This window comes from Paenibacillus sp. p3-SID867 (assembly GCF_025142895.1).
Taxonomy (GTDB): domain Bacteria; phylum Bacillota; class Bacilli; order Paenibacillales; family Paenibacillaceae; genus Paenibacillus_AQ.
This window is the reverse complement of record NZ_JAMBDM010000004.1, coordinates 231,469-243,163: the sequence shown is the minus strand read 5'-3', so window position 1 is coordinate 243,163 and position 11,695 is coordinate 231,469. Positions and strand designations below refer to the sequence as shown.

Below are 11,695 nucleotides of genomic sequence, written 5' to 3'. Positions count from 1 at the left end.
TGGCATACGTTCTCTTTTCCCCATATCGTAACATATTTTTCAAGCCAGTTTCCTTCGGCTGCCAATCAGCATAAAAGCGATCGCAAACAACAGCAGGATCCCGAGCGGAGTGAGCTGTTCCGCGAACAAGCCTCCGTTCTTAGCAAGTATGATTCCCTCATGGAACCAATAGGTAGGGGATAACATGGCGATTTTCTGCAGGGATGCAGGCATAGCCTGAATGGGAAATAAGGTTCCTCCGAGCACCGCCATGATCAAGATGATTCCAAGCATAACGGCTGTAGAAGATTCAGGCTGGCGGAACATGGAAGACCAAGCGAGAGAGAAGCTAATCGCGGTGACCGAGAACATACTCAAAATGCTGAAGAGTTGAATCAGACTGCCAAAAACATCGGCATGCAGCAACCAGGCGCTGATCGTGACCATGGCGCTTTGTCCTACGAGCAGCAGAGCGAAAGCAAGCAGATTCTGCGATAAATACTTGAAGTGGGTCACTGGTGCAACGCCGATCCGGGTCAGAATTTTATTCTTCCGATCCTCCATGATCATATGAACGAGTTTGGAGGCAGAGAATAACAGCAGGATTCCATAGAAGTGATACCCCAGCGGTAAGCCATGCCAACCGCCCACCGGGAGGACAACGACAGCTGCCGGAAGGCCTAACAGCAAGATAAGATTGGGCAAGCTGCGGACGCTCCGAATGAGCGCGAAGTTAAATATCGTCAAGCGAGCTTCCTCCTCCCAAGCCATGCGCTGATCATCATGCATATCACGGTTAAGACTGACAGCAATAGGATGCTAAGGTACGCTTTCCCTTGCCCGCCATCGACAAGCATCTCCAGGACGGCCATCTTTCCGAGGGATACCGGATTCCCATAGGACGACATGAACTCAAAGAAACGATGATCCGGGAGAGGAAACATTAATCCGGTTAAGATGATGAAGCCGATTCCGAGGACCTCAGAAACCCGTTCCGCCAATTTTACGTTATGGATGGATAATGTCAGCAGTAGATGTACGGACTGAGCAAACAAGGAATAAATAATAAATACCAGCAAGACCCAGCCGATCGATCCCCACGCGATCCCGAACACCCAGGTTGTGAATAGCACCAAGACCAATCCTTGCAAGGTACTGAAGAGTGTGCAGGCAAGAATAAGAGAGCTTGAATAAACCGCTACGTTAATAGGGAGCGAATAGATTCTCCATTTGCGGGTTTTAAGTAAATCGATATCCAAATAACTCATCAAATACGTGCCGCCAAAAAACTGCACGCCCATAATGGTCGTAACGACCGTCAAGTCCAGCGGAGGAACGCCGTTCATGCCTTCATAGGGTCCAATTACGACACCCAGCACGGTAATGACGACCAGCGGCAGGCCCACCAGAAGAAGCTGCCCGATGGGTTCGCGTATCAGGCGAAGCAAGGAGAAGTACGTCATTCTGAACACAAGCATGTTAAGTTCCCTCCGTGTCACGTAGTTGCTTACCGGTAAGCGTAAGGAATACGTCTTCAAGCGTAGGTTTCTCCGCATGGATGGATAGGACGCCGCCCGCGCTTTTGGCCAACGACAGGATGCGATCCAGATTTCCTGCACCTGCCCGTGATATGATCTGAATTTGCGTTCCATTCAAAACCACGTGCTTGACTCCATCCAGCTGTTTGATGTTATCGATCAGATCCTCCGTCAACTCCACGACTTCCAGTTTAATCTTCTCTTCATGGTGGATGTTCTTTACCAACTCATCAATCGTCCCCTGCGCGATGACGTGGCCTTGATCCATAATCACGACGCGAGATGCGAGGGACTGCACCTCTTCCATGTAATGGGTGGTATAGAGAATAGTAGTCCCCCTTTTTTGCAGTTCGCGTACCGATTCCAGGATGTGATTTCTGGATTGGGGGTCGATTCCAACCGTGGGTTCGTCCATGATCAGGAGCCTGGGCCTGTGAATGATCGAGCAGGCGATATTCAGTCGCCGCTTCATTCCCCCGGAGAATTTGGAAGGACGTTTATGGGCTTGATCCGTTAATCCGACGAATTGGAGCGTTTCCGTGATTTGCCTTCTCAATTCTGCGCCTCTTAACCCATAGATTCCGCCAAAAAAGGCGAGATTCTCTTGGGCGGTTAAATCCTCAAAAATGGTGATATCCTGCGTGACCAGTCCAATTTTTCGTTTGACCTCCAGCATCGGGCCGCTTAGCCGTTCACCAAACAGCTCGATGCTACCGGAATCGATGCCGATTAAGCCGGATAACGCATGGATCAATGTGGTTTTACCTGCACCATTCGGACCAAGAAGACCGAGTATTTCGCCTTGACTAATTTCTAAATGGACATGGTCCAGGACAAGCTGATGCCCATAACGTTTAATGATATGGTTCATGGTAGCGATTGTCATCCGAATCCTCCTTAGCTTGAGTGTTTAGCTTTATTATGGCAACCGGGAGAAAGCGTTCATAGTTACAATTGTAATGAAATCGGCAGGGGACCGCATGTTGAAATATGATGCCGGATACGTTACCATCATGGAATTAGTACATGTTGAATCGGCTAATAAAGGAGTCGTATCTGCGATGACCAAGGTACTTGTAGTAGATGATGAGATCAGTATCTCTAGCGCAGTTGCTTATGCGCTGCGAAGAGAAGGACATTCGGTGGAGACGGCAGGAGATGGCCAGGAAGCGCTGGAGCGTGTGGAATCTTTTGATCCTGACGTGATGGTGCTCGATGTCATGATGCCGAAGCTTAGCGGGTACGATGTCTGTCGCCAGCTCGGGGACCGGCAGCGCCCGGCCATTCTGCTGTTGACGGTGAAGGACGATATTGTGGATAAGGTGCTCGGGCTGGAGCTTGGTGCCGATGATTATATGACAAAGCCCTTTGACATGCGGGAGATCATCGCCAGGGTAAAGGCATTGTCCCGAAGAAGCCGTACTCCCGAGGCAGTCGGGAAGCAAGCCCCCGAACAGCATGTGATCCGGATAGCCGGACTTACCATTAACCTGTTAAATCGCACCATTCACGCCGAGGGCAAGCCCCTTGAACTGACGCCGAAGGAGTTTGACCTCATGGCTCTCCTGGCACGGAATCCGGAGCGGGTATATTCGCGAGAGGCCTTGCTAGAACAGGTATGGGATATGGATTTTGCCGGCGGCACGCGTACGGTAGATATTCACGTCCAGCGATTGCGCAAGAAGCTGGGAAACCAGCATGAAGTGATCCAGACCGTGTATGGCATCGGATATAAAAGCACGGAGATTCCCTCATGAACAAAGGAAAAGTGCGTTTCGGCTTAAAGTGGAAAGTCGCGCTGCTTCTCGCTTTGCTGCTGATTGCCGTTGTAGTTGTTCTAAGCACGTTGGTTCTTGCCGGGATACGGGAGGACCAGCGGGTGCGACTGGAGGAATCCTTCGCCCAGGAAGCCGAAGCAGCCAATCTCAGGATTCATCAGGAATTACTGACGAATCCTCAAACGCAGCCGGATGATTTTATGGAAAGTGTCGGTCAACGGCTAGCCGTTGACCTTGGAACCCAGAGCGGCATGCCGGTGACCCTGTATAAGCTGGATGGTACTTTCACGGGGACTTCCCTGCCGTTCCAGCCGAAGATGGATGTACAAGACGCGCTTGCTCATACGGCGCAAGGGCGTTCCGCCTATATAACCGAGGGTGACCAACTGCTCTATCTTGCCCCGCTAAGGAATATGGAGGAGCCAATCGGAACGATTCAATTCCACGCTTCCCTGGCTGAGCAGCACGCTTTCTATGATCGGATCCAGAACTTGTTTATCGTGACGGGCCTTGCGGTGCTTGCCGCCGGCTTCCTGATCGGTTTTCTGTACGTCTGGCGGCAGGTGCATGTCATCAGCAGGCTGAACCAGGCTGCGCAGAGGATCGGTGAAGGCGTCTATCTTCGCGAGCCGACGGTGAAGCGAAACGATGAGCTCGGCGAGCTGGCGCAAGGCATATATGAAATGAGCGGGCGAATTTCCTCGTCGGTGAATCAGCTTACCGAAGAGAAGCTGAAGCTATTGGATGCCATCGAAAGACTGCAGGAGCTGGAACAGCAGCAGAAGCAGTTTATCGGGAATATCAGCCACGAGTTGAAAACGCCGCTGACCTCCATATTGGCTTATGCGGATCTGCTTGAAATGTATCGCGATGATCCCGCCCTGCTTGAGGAAGCCACAGGACAGATCAGCAAGGAAGCACAGCGTCTATACCGCTTGGTAGAAAAGGCGCTTCAGTTATCGTCCATGGATATTTATGAATTCGAAACCCATGCGGAACACGTAAACCTCATGCCGATTCTGCAAGAGGCGGCAGCTCGGCTGGAGGCAAAAGCAGAGCAATCGGACATAACGATTCAATCATCCTTAACAGATGGTAAGGTATGGGCTGATCCCGAGAATCTGATGCATATGGTTCTGAATCTGCTGGATAACGCCATTAAATATAACAGGCCCGGAGGGAGCGTTACGCTCTCGAACGAAGTGGACCAGGATCCTTATGGTCAAGATCGTATGATCATTAAGGTAAGCGATACCGGAAACGGAATTCCGGATGATGCCAGAGAACGGATCTTTGATCCGTTTTATACGGTGAGCAGCGACCGTTCCAGGGTTCACGGAGGAACGGGTCTAGGGTTATCCCTAGTACGCAATCTGGCAGAGAAACAGCATGGCTCCGTTCAGCTTGCGGAATCGGGTCCCGGCGGTTCTACGTTTGTGATTGCCCTGCCGATGAATCGGCCACAATCCTCAGAGGTTATTTCGACCGAAGAAAGTTCAGACTTGGAATAAGGTCTGGACTTTCTTTTTTCAAGGTTACCTGTTTGTTTACAAGTTCGTTACAAGCTCGATATCGTATTGAGATATTCGCATTCTATACTGAGTTCAACAGGGAAAGAGGCGGCATGCCAAGATACATTCTGTGCTGCTGCCGAAGCGCCTTGGGGGATATGCCATTGGGAGGAACCTGTTATGAGAAACAGAGTAGGGAAGTATGGGTTCAAGTTGATGTCTGCTGTTGTTATTGCTGCAGCTCTGACGGCTTGCCAATCCCAGGATCGGCTGACGATCGTGGAGCCAGGCAACAATCAAACCGGCCAGCCCCCTGTATCGAATGCTGGAGAGACGGCATCAGGAGAGCGCAAACTTACGGTTGTAGAAGGAGCGAGTGGTCCATCCGGTCAGGAAGTCGTTGTGAATCAGACACACCGGATCGCCTCGTCGAACATTGAGACATGGCTGTCGGAGAATGAGGTCAAGGTGCTTACAACCAAGCTGATCAAGGAAGCGACCGAAACGGAAGAACCGCAATATGCTTATTCCTCGGAAGCAGTGAACGTAAGTACAGGTGAGCGTCGTGAGCTCACGAATCATGAAGAGTCGCATCCAGGTGAACATCTTGTCAAAGAAGAAATCTCGCCGGACGGTAAATATAGCTTTATTCAGAAATGGAGGGATAAGTATACGGCTGATAATTTCCTGAAGGACCTGAGTACAGGTAAAAGCATACCGGTTAAGGGCGACAATTACATGGAGATTGGAGGGTGGCTGGATACAGACACCTATGTTCTTGCAGCAGGCTCCATGAGCGGCAAAGGCGATATTCGTCTCATTTCGACGGACGGCTCTTATACTACCATAGCTATTGAGGATGAGGATGTTGAAGTCTACAACCAGTTCGGAGCGAGTAAAGGCCGGATCTATTATATCGATGTAAACCAGGTGCTGAAGGTCGTTGAACCCGGACAATCGAAGCCGGTACAGCTCATTGAAAATGTATGGAGCTTCAACATCTCGCCGGATGGAGAGTACATTGCCGTCTCCACAGCGACCAACACGGAAGGGAATTCCGGCAGCAATTTACTGATCTATGACGCAGCCGGCAGCTTGCAAGGATCCCTTATCGGAAAAGGCAATCTGATTTCTTACCCGTCCTGGTCGCCGGATTCTGCCAGACTAGCCTTTGATGTATATTCGGAGAATGAAAGCGGGATGAACGGAGTGTATGTATTTGATACGGCTTCAGGAAAGGTAAGCTGGATGGCGCCCTATTATTCGGCGGTGCATCCTGCGGCCCATCCGGTCTACCCGCTGACTTGGAGTCCATCTGGAAAAAGACTGGGCATTACGATTGACGATAAAGAAGCGTTGATTGCGACGTATGTCATCGATTTTAAATAAAGATATCGAGCTTCATACTATGACTCATCGACTTGGAAGGTTGGTGAGACAACGAGGGGAATGGATGAAATGAAACAGTTGAAAAAATCAATCGTGGCGTTTGCCGTGCTGGGAATGACGTTAACGGGAGCAGCAGGTGTCTATGCGGGAGCCAATCTGGAGAAAATCTCGGCTTACCTGAATCACAGCATCGGTATCAAAGTGGACGGAGTCGTATATAACACAGGCAAAAAATTGACTCCGATCACGTATCAGAATACGACATATCTGCCGGTTCGCGCGATGGCCGATGTGCTGGATGTACCCGTGCAGTACGATGCGAAGAATAACCAGGTGCTGATCGGAAGTAATCCTGGAAACGGTCAGACGACCGAGCTGACCAACGTGAAATACAGTGATGCCGAGCGAAAAGAAATCAAAAGCGCATTCGCCAAATTTGATGGTTTTCAAACCCCGTATGCTCCAACTCAGATGGTAAAAGGCGATATGTACCAAAAGACAGGCGCATCGGAAGATGGCGTTAACATGTTATTCAAACACATGATGGTATATATCTCCCCAAGAGACTATTCTCATGGATATGACAGCAAATCGGTTACATTGTCCAATGGGGTTAAAGCGAAATGGTATACACCGGATGATACGGACATGCTGGGCTTTCAGATCGATGATCGTTTTGTGACAATCAGCTCACCGGAGCATTCCTTAAGTAGAGCACAGCTGGAGAAGGTTGCTGTAAGTGTTGCCCAATTGAAATAAATATAGAGATAAAAGAGATAGAGATATGGCTTAGATATGAAAAAGGTGAATAGAGATTAGTACGAGGAAGCTTGCAGGGTGAAAGGAATGCCCTGTGAGCTTTTTTGATTTCGAAAAGCTATTACGAGCATTGATATTTCCTGGGCAATCCAAACTTCCAGTATATGTAAGAATAAGTTTTAGTTTTACTTTGATTTTTTAGGAAATTTACGCATAATTGAAACTAAGGGAGATGATTCCACTTTGAATGAAAAGGATATCAGTACGGTTGTTAATGGGGATTTAATTGTTACTCATCTGATAGGGAAGATAAACACGGATGATGTTATTGAATGGTTTAATGGCTTTGAAAATTCATGTCAGCAGTTTATTGGAAAGGGACTGAAATACAAATTGCTGGTAGATAGAAAAGGGTATACCCCAAACCACTTCTCCGTTCAAAAAGTATGGAAAGAAAAGTTCTTCAATGACACCATCCTGAATCATAGCAAGGCCATTGCGTTTCTTCTTGAAGAAGGGGAGATCATGAATTACCTGCAGCAATCCAACACCAAAGAATCCGTTAAATTTTTTGATGATTATGAACAAGCACTCAATTGGTTAAACAACTATCCAAGTTAGGAATTTATGTTGAACCAGTTGCTCTCTAGCAGCTGGTTTTCTTATGCTCACAGCTTTACGTTGTTGTGGCCAGATTGGCTTGCTTGCAAGCTTCTAACAATATTTATGAAAAAAGCTAAAAAAGAAGCAGCATGATCGCCGCTCCTTCTAAAATCCATTAATTACGCTGCAATAACAGGTAACCGCTAATGCTGGATGTTCTTTGGCGGAATACGATTTTGAAACCTACATCATTATCCAGCAAACAGGCTAAGGCAGTTCTTAGCAATGCATTCGGCGTCAAATCAGCTCGGCAAGGAGAAGCATTGCCAACGACACGAGCAGCAACAATTCTACGCGGGGAACCCGCAACGAGAGGGTTTCTTGACCAGCTGATTAATACTAAATCCGGCTCTGGAACAGCACTGACACGACCCATCTGAATCACCTCTTTTATTATAGTAGAGTCAGTATATTAAATGAGAATCTGCTATGAAGTGTGCACAGTAAAGGCGGAGTTTTATAAGAGCATGGTTACAACCCAAACTGACGGAAGGGGAGATGTGGTGTGAATTCTATGAAAATGAAGGACATGATTAATGAGTATGTGAGAGCCTATAATTCTTTTGATATCGAGGGGATGATTGCTCTTCTGCATGAGGAGATCGAGTTCAGAAACATATCAAGCGGATCGATCGACGTGGAGACCAAAGGAATCGAGGAATTTCGAGAGATCGCCGAACAGTCCAAGTCGTTATTCTCCTATCGTTGTCAGACGATTATGGCTTATTCGTTCGAAGATGACAAGACTCAGGTTGAGATCGACTACGAGGGCATTCTTGCTAAAGATCTCCCCAACGGTATGAAGGCCGGCGAGAAGATTCATCTGAAGGGAAAGTCCGTATTTGCGTTTAGAGACGATAAAGTAGCAGTGATAGAGGATCATAGTTGATTGAGCAGATGGAACTCAGGTGCACCTGAGTTGATCATTCCAAACTGTATTAACACCATCTCTTGCGTTGGTGGGAAGGCAGGAAGAGTTTATCTATAGTCGTTTAATCCCGGGAATAGGGTTCCTCCACATGGTATTATTTGGTTAGTGTACTGAGAAAAAGGGAGTGAGCGAGTGTCAGAAATCAACATCGATCGAAGCAGTCCGGAAGAAGCGCTTGCGGTACGGACGAACCTGATTCAATATAATGCACAGCATATCGCAGAAGATTTGCAGCAGAATTACGAGGAGATCAACTTACATATAAAGGATGAGAATGGTGAAATCGCAGGCGGGATCAATAGCGTGTTTTGCTGGAATTGGATTGAGGTCGATATTCTATGGGTGGATAATCGATCCCGGGGGCGGGGCAACGGTTCGAGATTGTTACAAGAGATCGAGAGGATAGCCAGAGAAAAGAATTGCACCTTCATCAAGCTCAATACGTTCAGCTTTCAAGCGCCGCTGTTCTATCAAAGGCATGGATTTCAAGAGATTGCACGTATCGACGATGCCCCAAGAGGGCATCAGCATTATTATTTGATAAAGCATTTGGTGTAGAAACATTAAGCCGGGTTTATGAAGGAAGGTCAATGAATAAAACCAACAACTATCCAAAGGAGCTTGATATGATTAGATTGCAGCCCATCGATAAGGATAATTGGACCGAATGCATTAAACTGAAAGCGAAGCCGGAGCAAGAAGGCTTTATCGCCTCCAATCTGTATTCGATTGCTCAGTATCAATTTCTTGAACATTTTGAAGCGATGGCCATTTATGAGGAGCAGACGATGGTCGGATTCGCGTTGTATGGCTTAGACTCCGATGACGGGAACTACTGGATTTACCGTTTGATGATCGACGGTAACTTTCAAGGGAAGGGTTACGGTAAAGCGGCTTTGCGATACATAATCGAAGAAATCCGAAACAAACCTGACCGGACGGATGTCCTTATGATAAGTTTTGATCCGAAGAACGAACAGGCCAGGCAGCTTTATGTCAAAGCGGGTTTTGAGGAGATCGGCGTCATGCCGTGGTCGGAGGGTGAGTCCGTAGCAAAGCTGATGCTGTAAACCCTCAGCCTACAAGTGTGCGGAGAGGATAATGCTGATATGAAAATCGTAGTGACTGGCGGCGCCATCATCCGGGATCATCAAGGGCGAATATTGCTTCAGAGACGCTCGGATTACGGCAATTGGGGACTTCCCGGTGGCGGTATGGAAGCCGGAGAATCCGTGGAAGAGACGATGAGACGGGAAGTGCTCGAAGAAACGGGGCTGGTCGTCCGTGATCATGAACTCTATGGTGTTTATAGCGGACCCAGAATGCAGTATCGATACCCGGACGGAAACGAGGTCGTGTTTGTCATGTTTATTTTTAACGCGACGGTGGATTTGGAAGGGAAGACAGAAGATCAAGGCCGAATCCTTATTTATCACGATGTGAGCAACGAGTCGTTGCAGTTGGAATTCAAGGCAATGCATGAGATTGATCTAGAGGATATCAGCACTGTGCAAAGACCGGTATTTGAGGATCTGCAAAGCGGAAAGTCACACATTTTAAGAACATGAATATGTCTTGCATACGATAAAAAGGGAGTGCCTACTGTTTGTGACAGTTGTGCACTCCCTTTTAGTAGCCTAACTAGAGATCGGCTTCATACCCCAATAATTGGGTAAAGTCCTGGAATGTATCAGAATAATAATACATAACCTTAATGTTATTATTGTCATCGGTGGCTTTCTGACCCTTGCTTCGGATAATGGGAATGAACTCCGCATAGGATGCGCCATTGAAAGCTATTCGAACAGGCTGTTTAGGGTTGCTTAATTGCTCATAAGTATAAAAGGATGGCTCCCCGTTCACGTTGATCTGCAAGTCGATTTTCTCTGAAGCTTTCACGGCCAGATAGAACTCCGGTACGGAATCGGGATTCACTAAAGCAAAGTCAGCAACCGGACTTTCTCCGTGTCCAGACGGAGTTCCCGCATAGATAAAGTTTCTTGTTCCATTTGGGATGAGATCATCTGCCGATGGTTCCCGGACATAGTCGCTGTCTTCATAAAAGTCGTATATGCGATGCAGGACGACTGCGGTTTCGGCTAACGTTACCTTTTGATTCGGACGAAAATACCCTTTCGCGTCAGGTTTCATGATGCCGGCCTCGGCAAAACCGAGCAGCGCATAAGCTTTAACGTAATCGAGATCGGAGGCTAAGGAAGGTCCCCATTTTTTGTCTTGCATCAATCCGATTTCAGGTGCCAATGGTTGATAGGCGTACTTCCATTTTTCGTATTGGTTGTAGGAATTGAAATACCTTTTGGGAAGATCTTTGATTTCCCGCAGCCTGGCAATCTCCTCACTATCCGATAACTCCAAGGAATATCCAATATCATCGAACAGCGCATTCAGCGTAATCAATAAGTCCCAGCGTGTTAACACTTTCTCCGGTATAAACTTGAATGTTTCGTCATGATAATTGATTTTGTCGGCGGCCGCAATTAATCCGCTCGGCGCCGACGGTATGCTGCCGTATACATCTTTAAATATCTGGTAGGAGGGATGTCCATTTGGGACCCCGGGTATCTTGATGTTCTTATCGCTTTCGACCCGTAAATCGGTAAACAGCCGATGAACCATGAGCGTGAGATCGGACTTGGTTACCATCCTGCCTAAAGTTTTTGTCCGATACTCCATATTCTCAAAGACTCCATGGGATCTCAGGAAATCAACGGATCCATTGGCCCAGGCATATTTGTCTTGACTGGTTTCCGCCGCGCTTGCCATGGATGTCATGCACAACGATAGAATGAGGGTAAAAGATAATAATCGACGCCACCTTTTTAGAAACATGAAATCCTCCTGTATGTATCTATGTATTGGATTAATATTCCTCCATTGTAGACGACAAATTATGACAGGAGCAATGTTTTTATGAATATATACATAGTAATAAGGAGTTGGCCTGCGCACACTTCTGGTTTGAACGTATCGGATGAGGAGAAGAATATCGGAATATCGACCATGAAAGGTATGATTTTGACGGAATTTTTTTAATGTAACCGTTGACATTACGGAACAAAATGGTAATATTTTAAGTCATTAGATATATAGCGGTTAAATTGGTGCCTATTGGCTTCTTTCAAGGCC

The 11,695-nt window shown here is 47.3% G+C and carries 14 protein-coding genes; 9 read left to right on the top strand and 5 right to left on the bottom strand.

The genetic code is table 11. The annotated features are described in order from the left end of the window. Window positions 1-39: 39 nt before the first annotated feature. From M4D81_RS10120 to M4D81_RS10110, 3 genes are read right to left on the bottom strand one after another with little or no spacing between them, the layout of a single operon-like run. Window positions 40-726 (bottom strand): ABC transporter permease, encoded by a 687-nt coding sequence (locus M4D81_RS10120; protein ID WP_260066021.1) that lies wholly within the window; start codon window positions 724-726, stop codon window positions 40-42. Further along, a complete protein-coding gene (locus M4D81_RS10115; RefSeq protein WP_260066019.1) occupies window positions 723-1,457 on the bottom strand; it encodes an ABC transporter permease in 735 nt (244 codons plus the stop codon). The genes M4D81_RS10120 and M4D81_RS10115 overlap by 4 nt, the downstream gene beginning before the upstream one ends. A 1-nt stretch (window position 1,458) precedes the next feature. Further along, window positions 1,459-2,403, bottom strand: coding sequence for an ABC transporter ATP-binding protein (locus M4D81_RS10110; RefSeq protein WP_260066018.1), 945 nt, complete (start codon window positions 2,401-2,403; stop codon window positions 1,459-1,461). A 175-nt stretch (window positions 2,404-2,578) separates the two neighbouring features. Between M4D81_RS10110 and M4D81_RS10105 the strand changes: the two genes are divergently transcribed. From M4D81_RS10105 to M4D81_RS10085, 5 genes are all read left to right on the top strand, one after another. Next, window positions 2,579-3,274: a response regulator transcription factor gene (locus M4D81_RS10105; protein WP_260066394.1), complete on the top strand. Its 696-nt coding sequence runs from the start codon at window positions 2,579-2,581 to the stop codon at window positions 3,272-3,274. After that, the gene (locus tag M4D81_RS10100; protein ID WP_260066017.1) at window positions 3,271-4,806 is read left to right on the top strand and encodes a sensor histidine kinase; all 1,536 of its coding nucleotides are present in this window, start codon (window positions 3,271-3,273) and stop codon (window positions 4,804-4,806) included. Before M4D81_RS10105 ends, M4D81_RS10100 begins: the two co-directional genes overlap by 4 nt. 180 nt (window positions 4,807-4,986) lie before the next feature. Continuing rightward, window positions 4,987-6,195 (top strand): hypothetical protein, encoded by a 1,209-nt coding sequence (locus M4D81_RS10095; protein ID WP_071219870.1) that lies wholly within the window; start codon window positions 4,987-4,989, stop codon window positions 6,193-6,195. A 69-nt stretch (window positions 6,196-6,264) separates the two neighbouring features. Further along, the gene (locus M4D81_RS10090; protein ID WP_260066016.1) at window positions 6,265-6,954 is read left to right on the top strand and encodes a copper amine oxidase N-terminal domain-containing protein; all 690 of its coding nucleotides are present in this window, start codon (window positions 6,265-6,267) and stop codon (window positions 6,952-6,954) included. Window positions 6,955-7,167: 213 nt separating this feature from the next. Then, on the top strand, window positions 7,168-7,575 hold the full coding sequence (locus M4D81_RS10085; protein WP_260066393.1) for a SpoIIAA family protein: 408 nt from the start codon (window positions 7,168-7,170) through the stop codon (window positions 7,573-7,575). Window positions 7,576-7,732: 157 nt separating this feature from the next. On the opposite strand, the gene M4D81_RS10080 is transcribed toward M4D81_RS10085, so the two are convergent. Next, on the bottom strand, window positions 7,733-7,993 hold the full coding sequence (locus tag M4D81_RS10080) for a hypothetical protein (protein WP_260066015.1): 261 nt from the start codon (window positions 7,991-7,993) through the stop codon (window positions 7,733-7,735). 138 nt (window positions 7,994-8,131) lie between these two features. Between M4D81_RS10080 and M4D81_RS10075 the strand changes: the two genes are divergently transcribed. The 4 genes from M4D81_RS10075 to M4D81_RS10060 all read left to right on the top strand — a co-directional run bounded on the left by M4D81_RS10075 (window position 8,132) and on the right by M4D81_RS10060 (window position 10,116). Continuing rightward, window positions 8,132-8,506 (top strand): nuclear transport factor 2 family protein, encoded by a 375-nt coding sequence (locus M4D81_RS10075; protein ID WP_397376676.1) that lies wholly within the window; start codon window positions 8,132-8,134, stop codon window positions 8,504-8,506. Between the two features lie 174 nt (window positions 8,507-8,680). Next, entirely contained in the window at window positions 8,681-9,106 is a 426-nt protein-coding gene (locus tag M4D81_RS10070) for a GNAT family N-acetyltransferase (RefSeq protein ID WP_260066012.1), read from the top strand. 68 nt (window positions 9,107-9,174) lie between these two features. Continuing rightward, the gene (locus M4D81_RS10065) at window positions 9,175-9,618 is read left to right on the top strand and encodes a GNAT family N-acetyltransferase (RefSeq protein ID WP_260066392.1); all 444 of its coding nucleotides are present in this window, start codon (window positions 9,175-9,177) and stop codon (window positions 9,616-9,618) included. A gap of 39 nt (window positions 9,619-9,657) precedes the next feature. Further along, complete coding sequence (locus M4D81_RS10060) at window positions 9,658-10,116, top strand: NUDIX domain-containing protein (RefSeq protein ID WP_260066011.1); 459 nt, start codon at window positions 9,658-9,660, stop codon at window positions 10,114-10,116. 73 nt (window positions 10,117-10,189) lie between these two features. On the opposite strand, the gene M4D81_RS10055 is transcribed toward M4D81_RS10060, so the two are convergent. Beyond that, window positions 10,190-11,398, bottom strand: a complete 1,209-nt coding sequence (locus M4D81_RS10055) for an S-layer homology domain-containing protein (protein WP_260066009.1) — start codon at window positions 11,396-11,398, stop codon at window positions 10,190-10,192. Window positions 11,399-11,695: the final 297 nt, after the last annotated feature.

Bases quoted from the DNA above. Each gene is read 5' to 3' on its own strand.
- M4D81_RS10115 (WP_260066019.1), bottom strand. From the start codon at position 1,457: ATGCTTGTGTTCAGAATGACGTACTTCTCCTTGCTTCGCCTGATACGC.
- M4D81_RS10110 (WP_260066018.1), bottom strand. From the start codon at position 2,403: ATGACAATCGCTACCATGAACCATATCATTAAACGTTATGGGCATCAG.
- M4D81_RS10105 (WP_260066394.1), top strand. From the start codon at position 2,579: ATGACCAAGGTACTTGTAGTAGATGATGAGATCAGTATCTCTAGCGCA.
- M4D81_RS10100 (WP_260066017.1), top strand. From the start codon at position 3,271: ATGAACAAAGGAAAAGTGCGTTTCGGCTTAAAGTGGAAAGTCGCGCTG.
- M4D81_RS10095 (WP_071219870.1), top strand. From the start codon at position 4,987: ATGAGAAACAGAGTAGGGAAGTATGGGTTCAAGTTGATGTCTGCTGTT.
- M4D81_RS10090 (WP_260066016.1), top strand. From the start codon at position 6,265: ATGAAACAGTTGAAAAAATCAATCGTGGCGTTTGCCGTGCTGGGAATG.
- M4D81_RS10080 (WP_260066015.1), bottom strand. From the start codon at position 7,993: ATGGGTCGTGTCAGTGCTGTTCCAGAGCCGGATTTAGTATTAATCAGC.
- M4D81_RS10075 (WP_397376676.1), top strand. From the start codon at position 8,132: ATGAAAATGAAGGACATGATTAATGAGTATGTGAGAGCCTATAATTCT.
- M4D81_RS10065 (WP_260066392.1), top strand. From the start codon at position 9,175: ATGATTAGATTGCAGCCCATCGATAAGGATAATTGGACCGAATGCATT.
- M4D81_RS10060 (WP_260066011.1), top strand. From the start codon at position 9,658: ATGAAAATCGTAGTGACTGGCGGCGCCATCATCCGGGATCATCAAGGG.
- M4D81_RS10055 (WP_260066009.1), bottom strand. From the start codon at position 11,398: ATGTTTCTAAAAAGGTGGCGTCGATTATTATCTTTTACCCTCATTCTA.